The sequence below is a fragment of the Flavobacterium sp. genome (genome assembly GCF_041392005.1).
Classification (GTDB): domain Bacteria; phylum Bacteroidota; class Bacteroidia; order Flavobacteriales; family Flavobacteriaceae; genus Flavobacterium.
This window is the reverse complement of sequence record NZ_JAWKMX010000013.1, coordinates 11,637-29,389: the sequence shown is the minus strand read 5'-3', so window position 1 is coordinate 29,389 and position 17,753 is coordinate 11,637. Positions and strand designations below refer to the sequence as shown.

At 31.5% G+C, this 17,753-nt stretch carries 18 protein-coding genes and 3 tRNA genes; 8 read left to right on the top strand and 13 right to left on the bottom strand.

The genetic code is table 11. From position 1 onward, the window contains the following. Positions 1–82: 82 nt before the first annotated feature. The 9 genes from R2808_RS07555 to tgt all read right to left on the bottom strand — a co-directional run bounded on the left by R2808_RS07555 (position 83) and on the right by tgt (position 10,167). Positions 83–742, bottom strand: coding sequence for a LytR/AlgR family response regulator transcription factor (locus R2808_RS07555; RefSeq protein ID WP_371270359.1), 660 nt, complete (start codon positions 740–742; stop codon positions 83–85). Further along, positions 732–2,333 (bottom strand): histidine kinase dimerization/phosphoacceptor domain -containing protein, encoded by a 1,602-nt coding sequence (locus R2808_RS07550; RefSeq protein WP_371270357.1) that lies wholly within the window; start codon positions 2,331–2,333, stop codon positions 732–734. The genes R2808_RS07555 and R2808_RS07550 overlap by 11 nt, the downstream gene beginning before the upstream one ends. Positions 2,334–2,381: 48 nt before the next feature. Beyond that, positions 2,382–3,023, bottom strand: coding sequence for a hypothetical protein (locus tag R2808_RS07545; RefSeq protein WP_371270356.1), 642 nt, complete (start codon positions 3,021–3,023; stop codon positions 2,382–2,384). Between the two features lie 4 nt (positions 3,024–3,027). Continuing rightward, positions 3,028–4,296, bottom strand: coding sequence for an asparagine synthetase B (locus R2808_RS07540; protein WP_371270373.1), 1,269 nt, complete (start codon positions 4,294–4,296; stop codon positions 3,028–3,030). Positions 4,297–4,375: 79 nt separating this feature from the next. Then, the gene (dnaB, locus tag R2808_RS07535; protein ID WP_371270354.1) at positions 4,376–5,908 is read right to left on the bottom strand and encodes a replicative DNA helicase; all 1,533 of its coding nucleotides are present in this window, start codon (positions 5,906–5,908) and stop codon (positions 4,376–4,378) included. 152 nt (positions 5,909–6,060) lie between these two features. Next, on the bottom strand, positions 6,061–7,014 hold the full coding sequence (locus R2808_RS07530; RefSeq protein ID WP_371270353.1) for an acetyl-CoA carboxylase carboxyltransferase subunit alpha: 954 nt from the start codon (positions 7,012–7,014) through the stop codon (positions 6,061–6,063). Positions 7,015–7,066: 52 nt separating this feature from the next. Then, positions 7,067–7,963 (bottom strand): DMT family transporter, encoded by an 897-nt coding sequence (locus R2808_RS07525; RefSeq protein WP_371270352.1) that lies wholly within the window; start codon positions 7,961–7,963, stop codon positions 7,067–7,069. Continuing rightward, positions 7,950–9,029, bottom strand: coding sequence for an LptF/LptG family permease (locus R2808_RS07520; RefSeq protein ID WP_371270351.1), 1,080 nt, complete (start codon positions 9,027–9,029; stop codon positions 7,950–7,952). Before R2808_RS07520 ends, R2808_RS07525 begins: the two co-directional genes overlap by 14 nt. A gap of 7 nt (positions 9,030–9,036) precedes the next feature. Next, positions 9,037–10,167 carry a tRNA guanosine(34) transglycosylase Tgt gene (gene tgt, locus R2808_RS07515; RefSeq protein ID WP_371270350.1) on the bottom strand — a complete coding sequence of 377 codons (1,131 nt, stop codon included), beginning with the start codon at positions 10,165–10,167 and terminating at the stop codon, positions 9,037–9,039. A 170-nt stretch (positions 10,168–10,337) separates the two neighbouring features. Here tgt and R2808_RS07510 point away from each other — a divergent pair, with 170 nt between their 5' ends. After that, the gene (locus R2808_RS07510; protein WP_371270349.1) at positions 10,338–11,186 is read left to right on the top strand and encodes a transketolase; all 849 of its coding nucleotides are present in this window, start codon (positions 10,338–10,340) and stop codon (positions 11,184–11,186) included. 70 nt (positions 11,187–11,256) lie between these two features. After that, positions 11,257–12,210: a transketolase family protein gene (locus R2808_RS07505; protein WP_371270348.1), complete on the top strand. Its 954-nt coding sequence runs from the start codon at positions 11,257–11,259 to the stop codon at positions 12,208–12,210. Positions 12,211–12,334: 124 nt separating this feature from the next. Here the strand turns inward: R2808_RS07505 and R2808_RS07500 are convergent, their stop codons facing one another. Continuing rightward, positions 12,335–13,231, bottom strand: a complete 897-nt coding sequence (locus tag R2808_RS07500) for an FKBP-type peptidyl-prolyl cis-trans isomerase (RefSeq protein WP_371270347.1) — start codon at positions 13,229–13,231, stop codon at positions 12,335–12,337. Positions 13,232–13,303: 72 nt separating this feature from the next. On the opposite strand from R2808_RS07500, the gene R2808_RS07495 reads away from it, so the two are divergent. The 3 genes from R2808_RS07495 to R2808_RS07485 are packed head-to-tail and all read left to right on the top strand — an operon-like array spanning position 13,304 to position 14,758. Continuing rightward, a complete protein-coding gene (locus R2808_RS07495; protein ID WP_371270346.1) occupies positions 13,304–13,690 on the top strand; it encodes an RNA-binding S4 domain-containing protein in 387 nt (128 codons plus the stop codon). Further along, positions 13,674–14,255 carry a methyltransferase domain-containing protein gene (locus tag R2808_RS07490; RefSeq protein WP_371270345.1) on the top strand — a complete coding sequence of 194 codons (582 nt, stop codon included), beginning with the start codon at positions 13,674–13,676 and terminating at the stop codon, positions 14,253–14,255. Before R2808_RS07495 ends, R2808_RS07490 begins: the two co-directional genes overlap by 17 nt. Positions 14,256–14,263: 8 nt before the next feature. After that, positions 14,264–14,758: a phosphoribosyltransferase domain-containing protein gene (locus R2808_RS07485; RefSeq protein ID WP_371270344.1), complete on the top strand. Its 495-nt coding sequence runs from the start codon at positions 14,264–14,266 to the stop codon at positions 14,756–14,758. On the opposite strand, the gene R2808_RS07480 is transcribed toward R2808_RS07485, so the two are convergent. Continuing rightward, positions 14,750–15,265 (bottom strand): shikimate kinase, encoded by a 516-nt coding sequence (locus R2808_RS07480; RefSeq protein ID WP_371270342.1) that lies wholly within the window; start codon positions 15,263–15,265, stop codon positions 14,750–14,752. The genes R2808_RS07485 and R2808_RS07480 overlap by 9 nt on opposite strands. A gap of 126 nt (positions 15,266–15,391) precedes the next feature. On the opposite strand from R2808_RS07480, the gene R2808_RS07475 reads away from it, so the two are divergent. The 3 genes from R2808_RS07475 (at position 15,392) to R2808_RS07465 (ending at position 15,690) form a co-directional block, all read left to right on the top strand. Then, a tRNA-Lys gene (locus R2808_RS07475) sits at positions 15,392–15,464 on the top strand. 23 nt (positions 15,465–15,487) lie between these two features. Further along, positions 15,488–15,560 (top strand) — tRNA-Lys (locus R2808_RS07470). 48 nt (positions 15,561–15,608) lie between these two features. After that, positions 15,609–15,690: transfer RNA gene (locus R2808_RS07465), tRNA-Leu, on the top strand. 333 nt (positions 15,691–16,023) lie between these two features. Here R2808_RS07465 and R2808_RS07460 read toward each other — a convergent pair. Continuing rightward, the gene (locus tag R2808_RS07460) at positions 16,024–16,560 is read right to left on the bottom strand and encodes a DUF4252 domain-containing protein (RefSeq protein WP_371270341.1); all 537 of its coding nucleotides are present in this window, start codon (positions 16,558–16,560) and stop codon (positions 16,024–16,026) included. Continuing rightward, entirely contained in the window at positions 16,553–17,752 is a 1,200-nt protein-coding gene (locus R2808_RS07455; RefSeq protein WP_371270340.1) for a carboxypeptidase-like regulatory domain-containing protein, read from the bottom strand. Before R2808_RS07455 ends, R2808_RS07460 begins: the two co-directional genes overlap by 8 nt. Position 17,753 lies beyond the last annotated feature (1 nt).

Below are 17,753 nucleotides of genomic sequence, written 5' to 3'. Positions count from 1 at the left end.
TGAAATGCAGAAGTTTGTATGCGTTTGACGTTTTTAATTATTTTTTGAAAGAAAATTTTTACAAAAAATTAACTGTTTTGTTTTATAAGTTTATTTTGTAGCTTCTAGAAATAGGAATTTCAATGTCGTTTAAAAAAACAGTAAGTTTAGTTTTTTTAGTAATTTTAGTTTTATTAACAATAAATGAACGGTGCACTTTGCAAAAAATGTTGTTATTTAATTCCTCTAAAAAATGATCTAAACTACTGCGTAAAGTGTATTTTTTTAATTCGGTAATTATGTCTATATAGTTGTTCTCGCTTTTAATGTAAAGAATATCGTTGTGAAGTAGTTTTACTTCGGTATAACCATCTTTAATAATGCTATATTTTTTTTCCGTTTTATAACTTGCCAATTGTATTGCCGCAAGCAAATCGGGTTTTTTAATGGGTTTGGTTAAATACGTTTCGGGGTTTGTTGCAACGGCTTTTTGTATGGTTTCAATATCATTTTGTGCGGTAATGTAAATAATTTTAGCCTTTTCATTTTTTTGCACAGCTAAATTGATACCGCTATTTTGTCCGTCTAAATTAATATCGAGTAAAATAATATCTGGAACAAAAGTTTTAAAAAAATGCAATGCTTCTACTGAGTTGTGTGCAATTTCAATAGTTTTAAAACCTTCATTTTGTAGCATATCCATTAAATAGTCTGCAATAAGTACTTCGTCTTCAACAATAAGAATAGTTGCTTCAGTGTTCATTTTGTATCGCTATTTCTTTAATTATATTAATTTTAAAGCCTTTTTCGGTAGAAATGGTATAATTAGCTTTTAATTGGCGGCATAATTTTAGTATTAGTTTTGGTTTTACTTCTTGTCCTGTAATTTTTTTGCCATTGTCTGTATAGTCCAAATTTAGTTTATTTTCTTTTATAAAAATATTTACAGTAATTGTTTTATTTTCTTGGTTGTTAAATGCGTATTTTATAGAATTAATAAGCAACTCGGTAAGTAATAATCCTAAATACATAGCCACATCAATACGCATAATAATAGGTTCAATCTTAGAACGCACGTTAATATGATTTTCGGTTAAAATAGTATCGAAATTTTCAATAATAGCATTTAAATATGTTTCTAAATTAATATTTCGTTTATCTTTCGATTGGTATAAATGTCGGTGCAATGTAGAAATAGATTCTACTTTGGTTAAAATTTTAGTAATGGCTTCTTTTTCGTAATTTGAGTTTTCTTTTTTATTAATTTCTTCAGATAATAAGATAATTAAAAGTTGTAAGTTATTATTAATTCTATGGTTGGCTTCATTTAATAAGAAAGCATTTTCTTTCGCATAAACATTTAATTGCGCATTAATCATTTTTATTTTTTTACTATAATATACGAGTAATAAAAGTCCTAATACAAACAATGAAATAACTGCCATTAATAAGAGTTGACTTTTTTTTACGCTATTTATTTCTTCACTACGTTTTTGTAATAATTGCTTTTGTTCTTCAAGTTCAAATTGAGTTGTTTTGTCTATTAGTTTATCTTTAGTTTTTTGCTCATAATACAAATCGGTATATTTTAAGCGTTCTTTTAAATTATCAAACCCTGCTGATTTGTTGTTTAGTTTTTCATACACATTTTGCTTTATATCATAAAACAGTAGTTTTTGAAAATAATTTGAATTGTTTGCTAACAAAAGTAATCCTTCATCGCATATTTGTAGTGCAGCATCAAATTTTTTCATTTTTCTATTTACCCTTGCGCTATTAACTAAAGCGTCGCAACTTTGTGAAATATCAGCTTTTTTCTTAGCTAATGCAAATGCGTTTTGGTAATATTGTAACGCTGTTTCAAATTGATTTTTTTGTTCATACGAATACCCTATTTCCATTAACGATGTAAACTGAAAATTTTCGTTATTGCTTTTTTGTGCAATTTCTAAGGCTTTTTTAGAATACCACAAAGTAGAATCGGGTTGCTGGTAGTATTCAGAAAACAACGATGCTTTTCTATTATAAAAATACATTTTGTTATAATCTGAAACTATGTTGTTGTTCATTTTAATTAAAGAGTCAGATTTTATAAGGTAGCGTTCTGCTTTTTTAAAAAACTCGGCATGCCTATACAATTCTACTAATTTTATATAGCATAAAATTTCTGTATTTGTATCTTTTTTATGTTTAGCTTCAGTAAGTACAATGGAAATATATTCAAAAGATGTGGCATAATCGAAAGCAACTTTGCACGAATCTGATTTTTGTAAATAACTTATTATTTTTTTTTCGCGCTGTAAATTAATAGTTTCTTGACTGAAACTTAATAAAGAGAAAAAAATAAAAGCCAATAATAGCAGCTTTTTATTTGATATAAAATAGTTTAGATTTCTTGTCAATTATTTCACCTTTTTTACATAAACATATTCTCTATAAACAAAATATTGAAAAATAATATAAAATATCGAATTAAAAACCCAAATATCAATATACGGTTTTTCATATAAAACCAGTTCTAGCTTACCCGATGAGAAAATAGCTAAACTACAAGCAAGATATAATATTAATCCTATAGAAAAATTAAAATACTGGTGTTTTTTATCTAGATTTTCAAAAATAAAAAATAAGGCATATATAATTAACAACAAAGAAGACGACGTTATTTCATATAAATTAAAATCCCAAAACAATTCTGGTTCATTTATATAGGTATAACTAATAGCAATAGTTTGTAAAATAGCCGCTAAAACAATTATTTTTTTGAAAAATTTATTTGTAATAAGCGAATAGTATAATATACTTAGAAATGTAAATTGAAAACAAAAATAAAGATGCGATAAAAAAATATTAGCATTAGGTTTAGTAAAACCAATAATATGACAGAAAATTTCGATAACACTCAAAGCAATAAGGTAACCAATAAAAACTTTTGAAACATTGTTTTTTACTTTTCTATTAGTTGAAAATAAAACTGCATTTCTACAAAGTAAAAACAAACCAATTGCACTAATTAGCAATACTAACCATAAATGTGTTGCCATAAAATTACGTTTTTTGTTTCTTTTTTCGCGCAGCAGGAAATAATACATTATTCAATATTAACCGATAACCTGGCGAATTAGGGTGCAAATCTAAAACCGTAGGCGGATCGCCTACTTTATGTTGGTAGTCTTCTGGGTCGTGGCCACCATAATAAGTAAACATTCCTTTGCCAATAGTACCATGTATGTAACGAGCTTCGCCATTTATTTTACACTCGCCTAATCGTAGAATATTACTTTTTATTTTATCGCCTCTAAAAGCTGTGGTTTGCCCCATAAAACCTTTTACCAATTGGGTATGATTTTGACAAAGCATGGTAGGAATAGGATCCCATTTTGCAGAAAAATCGGCTAGTGTAAAATAATCTAATTCAAAAGGAACAAGTTTATTCTGGCGGTCTGTTGTAGTATCAATATCAGAAAATTCATAAACCGTAGGCGATTTTTCTAACGTATAATCTTTAAAGGCAAAAGCATTTCTATAATCTATTTTTGTTTGGTAATTAGCATCGCTTGCATCGCCATCAAACATAGGCTCACAAACATCAACTCCATCTGCAGATAATGCTATATCGAAACTATCGGTTGCCGAACACATGGCAAACATAAAACCGCCACCTATTACAAAATCTCTAATTTTTTGGGCTACTGCTAGTTTCTCATCCGAAACCTTTGCATACCCTAAACTATTAGCCAATTCTTCTGCTTCGCGTTTTTGCTCTATGTACCAAGGTGCATTTCTATAAGCACCAAAAAATTTACCATATTGACCCGTAAAATCTTCGTGGTGTAAATGTAACCAATCGTACAGTAAAAGTTTATCGTTTAACACTTCGGTATCGTAAACCTCATCATAAGGAATTTCGGCAAAAGTTAACACCATGGTAACCGCATCGTCCCAAGGTTGTTTACCTGTTGGTGTGTAAACAGCTATTTTAGGTGCTTTTTCTAGAACAACCGTTTCCATATTTTGCGACGGACTGCTAATTTCTTCTAATATAGTAGCTGTTGCGGCGTCTGAAATAATTTCAAATGATACACCTCTAATTTTACATTCTTTTCTAATTTCTTCAGTATCGGGCATTAAAAATGAGCCGCCTCTGTAATTTAATAACCAACTTACTTTATAATCTTTAGTTAACACCCAATAGGTTATTCCATACGCTTTTAAATGGTTTTGCTGGGTTTCAGCATCCATTGGCAACAAAATAGATGAAGCTTTACTAACGGTAAAAAATAGTAAAAACGATAATTTTATGATAGTTTTTAACATTGAATTCATAAAACCAAAGATAAAATATTTTTACTGATATTGAATAAAAAAAGAACGTTTTTGTCTAATCCTTAATCAATTAAAACGGAACGTCAGAATCGTCTTCGTCTATTATTTGATTTGTGTTATCGAAAGCATCGTTTGGAAAAGTTTTTGGCAAATCGTCAACATTCATTTTAGATGGCAATGCTTCAAATGGCGTACTAAAATCGTCGAGATTGTCGAATTTTCCTAAACTTCCAATAAATTTTAAACGAATATTTTCTAAACCACCGTTACGATGTTTTGCCACAATAAATTCGGCTTGTCCTTGTGTGGGCGTGCGTTCTTCATCGTCCCATTCGTCAATTTTATAATATTCTGGTCTATAAATAAATGAAACAATATCGGCATCTTGCTCAATGGCTCCCGATTCACGTAAATCAGATAATAATGGTCGCTTGCTAGAACCTCGTGTTTCTACCGCACGCGACAGCTGCGAAAGTGCAATAACTGGAATGTTTAGTTCTTTTGCTAATGCTTTTAAATTTCTAGAAATGGTTGAAATTTCTTGTTCGCGATTGCCGCCACCTTTAGAGTTTCCTCCTGCTGTCATTAACTGTAAATAATCGATAATGATAAGTTTAATGCCATATTGCGAAGCTAAACGGCGTGCTTTTGCTCGTAAATCGAAAATGGATAACGATGGTGTATCGTCAATAAAAAGCGGTGCTTTTTCTAAATCTTTTACTTTAATAGAAAGTTGTTCCCACTCGTGTTTTTCGAGTTTTCCTGTTCGTAATTTTTCAGATGAAAGTCCGGTTTCGGAAGAAATTAAACGTGTAATTAACTGAACCGACGACATTTCGAGTGAGAAAAAAGCTACAGGTTGCTGAAAATCGATAGCAATATTTCTAGCCATTGATAGTGTAAGTGCGGTTTTACCCATACCAGGACGAGCTGCTACAATAATTAAATCGGAAGGTTGCCAGCCCGAGGTTAGTTTATCTAGCTCATGAAAACCTGTAGGAATGCCACTTAAACCTTCTTTTTTAGCTATTTCTTCAATTCGTTTTTTAGCTTGAATTACTAAACTTTGCGCTGTTTCAGAGCTTCGTTTGATATTGCCTTGTGTTACTTCGTAAAGTTTTGATTCGGCTTTATCTAATAAATCGAAAACATCTGTTGTTTCATCAAAAGCATCGTCTATTATTTCGGTTGAAATTTTAATTAAACTTCGTTGAATGTATTTTTGAAGAATAATACGCGAGTGAAATTCGATATGTGCCGAAGACGATATTTTTTGGGTAAGTTGAATTAAATAAAAATCGCCGCCTGCTAAATCTAATTTAGCATTTTTTTTAAGCTGAGCCGAAACGGTTAATAAATCTATAGGTTGTGTATCGTTAAAGAGTTCAACTATAGCTTCGAAAATATATTTGTGTGCGTCTTTATAAAAAGCATCGGGTTGCAAAATATCGATAACTTCATCTACTCCTTTCTTGTCAATCATCATAGCGCCTAAAACCGCTTCTTCAAGGTCTATGGCTTGAGGTGGCAGTTTGCCTCTTTCTAGATTTATAACGCTAGATTTATCTACTTTTATAGGGTTAATTTTTTTGATATTCTCCATAGTGCGAATGTAACCAAACAATTTAATTTAGCGAATTCTTGTTATTAAAAATTAGCTGTTAATATACTGTTGAAAACTTATGATTTATTGTTTATATGCTAAAAAAAATCCGAAACTATAAGGTTTCGGACTGTATAGCTTTTAGTGTAAGATTATTCTTTAAATTCGCCCATATTGCTGTATTTATCCATTCTTTGAGCTACTAAATCTTTTGTTGATAAATCTTTTAATTGTGTGTAAGCTTTTGAAATATAATCGCTAACGGTTTTAAAAGTAGTTTCTCTATCGTAATGAGCTCCTCCTAATGGTTCTGGAATAATATCATCAATTAATTTTTGCTTTTTCATGTCAAATGAAGTCAACTTTAGTGCTTCGGCGGCTTGCTCTTTGTAATCCCAACTTCTCCATAGAATAGACGAACACGATTCTGGAGAAATAACCGAATACCAAGTGTTTTCGAGCATAAAAACGCGATCTCCTACGCCAATTCCTAAAGCACCACCCGATGCTCCTTCGCCTACTATAACACATATAATTGGCACTTGTAAACGACACATTTCAAAAATATTTCTTGCAATAGCTTCGCCTTGTCCTCTTTCTTCGGCTTCTAAACCTGGGTAAGCACCTGGTGTATCGATAAATGTAACAACTGGAATTCCAAATTTTTCGGCCATTTTCATTAAACGCAAAGCTTTACGATACCCTTCTGGGTTTGCCATACCAAAATTTCTATATTGGCGTGTTTTGGTATTGTAGCCTTTTTGTTGTCCAATAATCATGTACGATTGGCCATCAATTTTACCTAAACCACCAACCATGGCTTTATCATCTTTAACTCCTCTATCGCCAAAAAGCTCTAAGAAAGTATCGCCACACAATGCACGAATATAGTCCATTGTATAAGGACGATTAGGATGACGCGACAGTTGTACACGTTGCCAAGCTGTTAAATTTTTATATATACTTTTTTTCGTTTCTGCTAATTTTTTTTCAATTTGTTTACAGGTATTTGTAACATCTACATCTGATTCTTGCCCTATTACCATACACTTATCTAATTGATCTTCAAGTTCTTTAATAGGTAATTCAAAATCTAAATATTCCATAGGTTTTAATTTGGTTTGTGTTTGTTATTACAAATATAATGTTTTCTTTAATTTAATTTAATTTTACTTTTAACTTATTATAGTAATTTTTTAAAAAAACATTCGCTAGTATGGTAACTAAAATTATGATAGCGCCAACATAGAAATTAGTTCCCATTTGTTCTTTTTCTTTAAAAACTAATAACGCTAAAATAATACCATAAATGGGTTCTAAATTTATAGTTAGCATAACCGTATAAGGGCTTAAATGTTTCATAACAGCTACGGAAGCAATAAAAGCATAGGCTGTACAAATTGATGCTAAAATAAATAGCCAACCCATATCTGTTATAGAAATAGTAAAAAAGTTTTTTGTAAATCCGTTTGTTACTGCTAAGTAAAATGACAGGAATATAACACCGCCTAAAAGTTCGTAAAATGAAATAACGGAAGCATTATATTCTTTTGCTAATTTTCCGTTAATTACCGAAAACAATGCTGATAAAAACGCCGAAGTTAAAGCTAAAATAATGCCTAAGGTATAATCGCCATCAACCGTAAAAATAAGATATAGCCCAAATACTACAATAATTCCTAATACAACTTCGTACCAAATAATTTTTCTTTTGTACAAAATAGGTTCTAAAAAAGAAGTAAAAAAAGCACCTGTCGATAAACATGCTAACGTTACAGATACATTTGACACCTTAATGGCTTTAAAAAAAGTGAGCCAATGCAGCGCTATAATACTACCTGCAAAAAGTAAATAGCCTATTGTTTTAACCGATAATTTTAAATTTATTTTTTTGTAATATAGATAAATTAATACAAAAAGTACGGCTAAACTCATTCGCCACCAAACTAATGGCAAAGCATTAAGTGATATTAATGCTCCTAAAACAGCAGTAAACCCCCAAATAAATACAATAAAATGAAGTTGTAAATAACTTTTAGTATTATCGTTTGGCATTGCGAAGTAAATAAAAAGCTAAAATACCGAAAACTATATTAGGAAACCATACTGCAAAAATGGGCGAAATACTAGATTTTTCTGCCATAGTTCCAAAAACTTTATCAAAGAAAATGAACGTAAAAGCAATAACAATTCCTATGGCTAAGTTAACCCCCATTCCTCCTCTTCTTTTCATTGATGAAACAGCTACAGCTATAATGGTTAAAATAAATGCAGAAACGGGTAAACTAAATTTTTTGTACAATACCACTAAATAAGTGTTTACATTTGCATTTCCTTTTTTTTCTTCTTTGGCTATAAAACTTCTAAGCTCGCCTATTGTCATGGTTTCGGCTACATAAATAACTGGCGTTAAATCGTCGGGTTCAAAATTGTATTTGTTATTTTTTTTATCTTCTGCCTCTAATTCATCGTTTTTTGCTCCTATACTTCTCTTTTTATAATTGTATAACGTATAATCTTTAGTTTCTTCGTTATACTTTATTCGAGATGCGGTAACTCTTTCTTTTAAAATATTATCTTTAAACGTTTCTTGAACAAAATTAAATCCTGTTTTAGATACAGGGTTAAAATTGCTTACATAAATTACTTCATTTGCATTTATTTGTCTAAATATATCGGTTGTTTCACGCGTTTGGCTATTTCCTTTTAAATTGGTATATCTAAAATCGTTAAATCCTTTACTAGCACTTGGCACTAAGTAAAAACCCATTAATAAAGCAAAAATAGACACAATAGCCGCGCCAATAAAATAGGGTTTTAAAAATCGTTGAAACGAAACGCCAGAACTTAAAATAGCAATAATTTCGGTATTATTTGCCAATTTTGAGGTAAACCAAATAACCGATAAAAACAAAAATATTGGAAAAAGTAAATTCGCAAAATAAATGGTAAAGTCAATATAGTAAACCATGATATCTGAAAGAGGCACTTTCTTTTCAATCATTTTGTTTACTTTTTCAGAAACGTCGATAACAATTCCAATAGGAATAAACATGAGCAACATGACTGAAAAAGTTGCCAAATAGCGTTTTAATATATACTTATCTATTATTTTTAGCATACTCTTATTATAATCGTTGCGCTAATTGAACCACCATTTTATCTTTCCATTCACGAAATGTTCCCGCCAAAATTTGACGACGCGCTTCGCGAACCAACCATAAATAAAATCCTAAATTATGAATAGTTGCAATTTGCTTTCCTAAATATTCATTAGCTGCAAACAAATGACGAAGATAGGCTTTTGAATATTCTAAATCGACAAAAGTATGCCCCATTTCATCTATCGGACTAAAATCGGCTTCCCATTTTTTATTTTTAATATTGATAATTCCTTGAGAAGTAAACAACATTCCGTTTCTTGCATTGCGTGTAGGCATAACACAATCAAACATATCGATACCTAATGCAATATTCTCTAAAATATTAACTGGAGTACCTACACCCATTAAATAACGAGGTTTATCTTCAGGTAAAATTGCCGTAACTACTTCGGTCATTGCATACATTTCTTCGGCTGGTTCACCTACCGAAAGTCCGCCTATAGCATTTCCTTGAGCCCCAACACTAGCAATATATTCGGCAGATTGCATACGTAAATCTTTGTAGGTACTACCTTGAACAATTGGAAAAAAAGTTTGTTCGTAACCATATTTATAAGGCAATTTTTCTAAATGAGCAATACATCTATCTAACCAACGGTGCGTCATGTGCATCGATCGTCGCGCATAATGAAAATCACACGGATACGGTGTACACTCGTCAAATGCCATAATAATATCGGCACCTATTGTTCGTTGAATTTCCATTACATTTTCGGGCGAAAAAAAATGATAAGAACCATCGATATGCGATTTAAATTTTACGCCTTCTTCTTTAATTTTTCTATTTGATGAAAGTGAATAAACTTGATAGCCTCCAGAATCGGTAAGTATGTTTCTATCCCAATTCATAAATTTATGTAATCCACCCGCTTTTTCTAAAATGTCTGTCTGTGGACGCAAATATAAATGATAGGTGTTACCTAATATAATATCAGGATTAATATCGTTTTTCAGTTCCCGCTGATGTACCCCTTTTACAGACGCAACTGTTCCAACAGGCATAAAAATAGGTGTTTCAATTATACCATGATCTGTGGTTATTACCCCTGCTCTTGCTTTACTCTTCGGGTCTTTTTTTAATAAATCAAATTTCATAAATCAAAATTACGGGGCAAATATAAAGTAATTCGAGCATTTGATTATAATTCCATATAAATTTTAAAATAGAATTAGCATAATTTACAAAAACAAAGTCGTTACAAGAAATTCATTCGTGTAATATCAAATAAAAAAGTATTTTTGCTAAAAATTATTAAACTGTTTAAATGAAACCAAACACACAACAATTACAAGATTTTACTACACAAGTTCGACGCGACATAGTACGCATGGTACATGCTGTAAATTCAGGTCACCCAGGAGGTTCTTTGGGTTGTGCCGAATTTTTAGTTACATTGTATCAAAATTTAATGGACAGAAAAGAAGGCTTTGACATGAATGGCTACAATGAAGATTTATTTTTTCTATCCAACGGTCATATTTCGCCTGTTTTTTACAGTGTTTTAGCAAGAAGTGGTTATTTTCCAATTGCTGAATTGGCTACTTTTAGAAAATTAAATTCTCGATTACAAGGTCACCCAACTACACACGAAGGATTACCTGGTATTCGTATGGCTTCGGGATCTTTAGGTCAAGGAATGAGTGTGGCTATTGGTGCTGCCATTGCTAAAAAAATGAATAACGATTCGCATTTAGTGTATAGTTTGCATGGCGATGGCGAATTACAAGAAGGTCAAATTTGGGAAGCTGCAATGTTTGCCTCAGCTAAAAAAATTGATAACTACATTGCTACCGTTGATTATAACGGGCAACAAATTGATGGTTCTACCGAACAAGTATTATCGTTAGGAAATTTAAAAGCTAAATTTGAAGCTTTTGGTTGGGATGTTCTAGAAATAAAAGAAGGAAACGCTATTGATGCTATTTTAACAGGTATGACCGAAGCTAAAGCAAGAACAGGAAAAGGAAAACCAGTTTGTGTTTTATTGCATACGGTTATGGGTAATGGTGTCGATTTTATGATGCACACGCATGCTTGGCACGGTAAAGCTCCAAATGACGAGCAATTGGCTTCAGCATTGGCTCAAAACCCAGAAACATTAGGAGATTATTAATTAGTAATTAGTGATAAGTAAATAGTCATTAGCTTAACATTACTAAATTTAAAACTCAAAGAAAAATTAAATGAAAAAATATACAAACACAGGAAATAAAGATACCCGTTCAGGTTTTGGCGCTGGCTTAGCCGAATTGGGTAAAAAAAATGAAAACGTAGTGGCGCTTTGTGCCGATTTAATTGGCTCATTAAAAATGGATGAGTTCATTAAAAATAATCCCGAACGTTTTATTCAAGTAGGAATTGCAGAAGCCAATATGATGGGAATTGCAGCTGGATTAACTATTGGCGGTAAAATTCCTTTTACAGGTACATTTGCCAATTTTTCTACAGGTCGTGTGTACGATCAAATTCGTCAATCGATTGCTTATTCTGATAAAAATGTAAAAATTTGTGCTTCACACGCTGGACTTACTTTAGGCGAAGATGGTGCTACTCATCAAATTTTAGAAGACATCGGATTAATGAAAATGTTACCTGGTATGGTAGTTATCAATCCATGTGATTATAACCAAACAAAAGCAGCTACTATGGCAATTGCCGATTATCATGGTCCAGTATATTTGCGTTTTGGTCGTCCAACAGTGGCGAATTTTACGCCAGAAAATGGCGAATTTGTTATTGGTAAAGCGGTTATGCTAAATGAGGGTACTGATGTTACCATTGTTGCAACAGGTCATTTGGTTTGGGAAGCGCTTCAAGCTGCCGAAAAATTAGAAGAAAAAGGAATTTCTGCTGAAGTAATTAATATTCATACCATTAAACCATTAGATGAAGAAGCTATTTTACAATCGGTTGGTAAAACAGGTTGTGTAGTTACTGCTGAAGAGCATAATATTTTAGGTGGTTTGGGCGAAAGTGTTTCGCGAACATTAATTCAAAATAATCCTGTTCCGCAAGAATTTGTTGCCGTAAACGATAGTTTTGGCGAAAGCGGAACACCTGCACAATTAATGGAAAAATACGGGTTAAATGCTAATGCCATTATAAAAGCTGTTGAAAAAGTTATTTCGAGAAAATAAAAAACATACCAACAAACAAAAACCCGATTTTTAGTAAAATCGGGTTTTTTATTGTGGTTAACCTGTAATTCTAATTATAAAAAAGATTGTCTTGAGTCTTTATAATACGAAGAGGATAGTGTTGCTAACAACCATCAGAAGTATCTAAATAATTTGGAATTCCATCACCGTCGCAATCATCAAAAGGAATAATTACATTATTATCTACATCATAAGTAACTTCATTTTTGGTAAGTTTTCCATCGCCATCGTCGTCTGGATCGCCATAATCGTAATAACCATCGCCATCAGTATCTAACGGGTTGTTATAGGGGTCGTTACTAATTTCATACTTCGACAAAACATTATCTAAATCGTGATCTCTGTAAAACTGCTCGTACATTTTAAAACTGAAAATAAGCGGTGTATAAGCTGGTGCTGCAGAAGTAGAAGCACTAAAATAAGCTAAACCAGATGGTATAAACATTACACCTGCACCAAAATTTGAAAAGTTAACTACACCGTCTGAATCTATAGTAAAACCATCTGACGATTTAAAATTTTGAAGCGTAGCACCCCAACCTGTAATCGTTTCGTCTAGCCTAAACCAATTGGGCGTAGGTCGGTTCTCAAAAACAGTTTCGGTATAAACCTCATCGGCTAAAGTAAAGTACGAACCTTTGTAAGCAATGTAAACCGAATCTACAATAGACGGGCTCTCTCCCATTCCTTCATTTAGTTGTAAATAATATAATTTATAGGTAAAATCGCCATGAGAAGCAATGTTAATATCCATCGATTTTAACTGACTACCCATATCCCAAATAGCCGTTTCGCCATTGGTTACTTGATGAAATTCTACATTATAATCGGCATCATACGTTACATAATTCGATTTTAAAAAAGCTTCAATTTCGGCAATGTCTTCGTAATATACCTCATCGTAAGGTCTTGGTGGATCATAATTTTCATCGTCGCTATTACAGCTAACCCAAATTACAATGCCTAGTACTACTACTAAATATTTTATTACGTTTTTCATACTTATTTTTTGCTCGCAAGATACAATTTTCCTGTATTTTTGTACTTATATTAACACTATTTTTTGATTTTTATGAGAATAGATAAGTATTTATGGTGTATTCGCCTCTATAAAACACGTAGTATTGCTACAGAAGCGGTTAAAAAAGGGCATATTACTGTAAATAACCAACAAGCTAAACCATCGCGCGAAGTGTATGCTATGGATAAAATTACCGTACGAAAAGACCAAATTAATTACCAATTAACCGTTTTAGATATTCCACAAAATCGTGTAGGCGCTAAATTAGTCGATATTTACAGAAAAGATGAAACACCACCCGAAGCATTTGAACACCTAGAACTTTTAAAATTAAGCAAAGAACACTACCGAGCAAAAGGAACAGGACGACCAACAAAAAAAGACAGACGCGATATAGAAGACTATACAGAAGATTTAGATTATGACGACTTTGAATAAAAAATTTTGGGAAAACCGCTATTTAAATAACGAAACAGGTTGGGATGTGGGAACAATTACTACTCCTCTAAAAGAATATATTGACCAAATTGAAAATAAAAATTTAAAAATTTTAATTCCTGGCGCAGGAAACGGTTATGAATTTGATTATTTAAAACAAAAAGGATTTTTAAACGTAACCGTAATTGACATAGCCAAACATCCGTTAGAAACGCTTACCAAAAGAAATCCTGAAAATGGAAACCAATTTATACAAACCGATTTTTTTGATTTTGAAGAACATTTCGATTTAATTTTAGAACAAACCTTTTTTTGCGCACTTGCACCAAATTTACGTACTAATTATGTAGAAAAAATGTACCAATTACTTACTAATAATGGCAAAATAGCGGGTTTATTATTTAATTTTCCACTTACCGAAGTTGGCCCACCTTTTGGTGGTTCTAAACAAGAATACGAAATGCTTTTTAAAAATAAATTTAGCATTAAAATTTTAGAAAAATGCTATAATTCTATAAAACCGAGACAAGGAAAAGAACTCTTTTTTATCTTTGAAAAAAAATAACACACACTATGCCTAATATTATTCTAAACCAATCGGAAATTAATCATAAAATAAAACGCATTAGCTATCAAATTTACGAAACATTTGTTAATGAAAAAGAAATTGTTATTGCCGGAATTGCTTCAAACGGTTCTATTTTAGCACAAAAAATAGTAGCCGAATTGCAACAAATTTCCGATTTAAATGTTTCGCTTTGCGAAGTTGTTGTTGATAAAAAAAATCCACAAAATGAAATCACAACTTCGTTAAACGAAAACGACTATAGAAATAAAGGTTTGGTTTTAGTTGACGATGTATTAAACTCTGGCACTACATTAATATATGCGGTAAAGCATTTTTTAAACGTTCCGCTAACAAAATTTAAAACAGTGGTGTTAGTAGATAGAAATCATAAAAAATACCCTGTAAAGGCCGATTTTAAAGGTATATCACTTTCTACTTCGTTGCACAACCACATTCAGGTAGTTTTTAACGAAAATGATTCGTATGCTTACTTAGAATAAAAGTTGTTGTATTTCGGCAACTATTTCGCTTACTGGTTTTTCATCGGTTTTTATTTTTATTTTACTTTGATTGTAAAAATAACTTCTATCGAATAAATGCTTTCTAACATAGTCGTTCAGTTCGTTATTTGACAAATTTGCAAGTAATGGCCGATTTGCCTTTGCCTTTTCGAGTCGGGTGGTTAACGTGTTAACGGTTGCATTTAAATATATAGATACTACATCTTCTTCTTGAAGCAATAGATAGTTATTAGCATAGCACGGTGTACCGCCACCAAAAGCTAAAATAAAATTAGTAGTATTTTTCACAAAACTATTGGCAATTTCACTTTCAATTTTTCTAAAGTAAATTTCGCCCTTTTCTTTAAATATAGTGGCAATACTTTTTTGTTCTTGCGCTTCAATTATAGCGTCTAAATCGTAAAAAGGAATACTTACAATTTTAGATAATTGTTTACCAATTGTAGTTTTTCCGCTTGCCATATACCCAACTAAAATAATTTTCATTTTAATAAATAGCTAAAAATAAATAAGTTATAAATTTATAACATAAAAAAGGCAAATTTATAAGAAAAAACTATTGCATTCTAAATTTAAGGTCTTATATTTGCACCCGCATTAAGGAAATTATTTGACTCCGTAGCTCAGCTGGTAGAGCACATCACTTTTAATGATGGGGTCCTGGGTTCGAGCCCCAGCGGGGTCACAAATTTTTTCACTTAAGGGTTAGACTCCGTAGCTCAGCTGGTAGAGCACATCACTTTTAATGATGGGGTCCTGGGTTCGAGCCCCAGCGGGGTCACTAAAAGTTATCTGTTTTTCGGGTAACTTTTTTTGTTTATAGCTATTAGGCCACGTGGAGAAATTGGTAGACTCGCCATCTTGAGGGGGTGGTGTCGCAAGACGTGTCAGTTCGAATCTGATCGTGGTCACAAAAAAGGTTGTTTTCAATTTTTGAAAACAACCTTTTTTAATTATTGGTTTTTCTTATTATTTAAAGTGAGTTCGGTATAATTTTTATAAAAAAGGGCATATATAATATTGATTTTTAGTTATTTGATTTTCATATTCATTTTCTTTGCTTGTCCAAAGAAAACGAATTAAAAGAAAGGACACTTTTACAAGGAATTTTTAAACGTTGTTTAAAACCGTCTGAAAAACTCTGCGGGGCAAAAGCCCCTGAATTTCAGAGCTTTTTCAGACTATTCTGCGTAAAAGAAAACTGCAAAACTTCGTTTTGCTTGATTTCTTATATCAAACTCACGTTATTTACTTTTTAAAGCATCGGTTAATGGCTTTAATTGCTCTAAATCTACATTAGCTTTTTGAAATACGTTTACTAATGTTAAAATAGAATTAGGATTCATTTTATTGCCTAAAAAACGAGCAACTGTAAAACCCTTTTCATCGCTAGCGGCATACACTACAATTTCTTTTATATTGTCTTCGTTTCCTACTAAATACAACGCAACGTTTCCTTTGCTGCCGCCAAATTGCATTAGCGGTTGGTATTGTTCTTCTTTTAGTATTTGGGTAAGTTTTTCTTTTTCAATTGTATAGTCTGCCGTGTTTAACGAATCTTTTTGAAAGGCTAAAATATTAAGTTTTTCAAACGAATCTAAAGCTTCTTTTTCGGTATCGGTTAAAGTTAACTTTTCGGTATTAAGTATGCTTGAACCCAAATCTATGGCAATAAATGCTGGCGATTCTGAATTTTCTACAAAGTATTTTTGTAAACTTGGTTTATTAGAACAGCTTAAAATACTTATAGCTACTACTAAAATTATAATTTTTTTAATCATTTTGTATCTGTTTTAAAATTGATTCTTCTTTTGCTGATAATTGCATTGCTTTATTCGTTTTCCAAAATTCAGTTGTATAATTCATACCGTTTTCATATAAAGAATGTGCTGTGTAAAATTGTTCTTTTTGCGGTAAAACTACATTTTCATCTTGATAATGGTTAATTAAAACATCAGCTGTTCCACTTAAATTATCGTTAACCATTTTTCCAAATTTTAAATACACATCAAAACTGAATTTTTTATAATTTGGCACATATTTTTCATCTAAATATTTAAACGAAGTTTTTAAATCGAAATCATTAATTTTTGCTTTAAAAAGTATCATGTTTTTTAACTTCGAGTATTTTTTATGTGTTTCTGAAAGTTTTAAATGATATTCTAAAATTAAATTTCGTTTTGCATCGTAAGTAATATAACCTTCAACTAATACTTTTTCTACTTCGGGTAAGGCTTTTATTTGTATAGTTTCAATTTCTTTTCCATCTTCGGTAATTTTACGAGTAATTTCAAAATCGTAATCGTTTGAAGATTTTGCATCTGATAAATAGTTTTCAATGGCATCGAAAGAGAAAAAACTATTTGCGGCATCTTTAAAATTATATAAAGAGTTTAAACTAGATGAAGCACTACCTTTAGCTTCAACTTCATGTTCTTTTATTAATTCAAATGCTCTGCTCTGATTTACAACAACTTTCGCTTTTACCTTGTCTTTTCGCTTTGGTTTTAAATAGTAATCAACTAAGCCATCGGCAAATTTAGAATACTGATTGTTTATTTTTACAAATTCGCGATAATATGTTTCTAATTTTATACTTCGTTCTAATTGTTGTTGAGAATTTTGTACTAATTTTTCGACTATTTCATTTAATGGCTTGTTTACAATAATTAATTCGTCTAATAAGTAATTTTCGGTTTCTAACTCAAATTTCATATTTTGAGTTACTTGGCTAACATTTAAAATTATTGACTTATAACCCAAACAACTTATTACAATAGTTTTAGATGATTGCGGAATTTGAAATTCAAAATACCCATCATTATTAGTGTAAACTCCTTGATTTGTTTCGGGTGAAAAAACATTAATAAAAGGCAATCGTTCTTGTGTTTGCTTGTCAATTATATGTCCCGAAAACGATGTTTGTGCCTGTATTGTTAGAACACTTAAAAAAAGTATTATAAACTGCTTCATT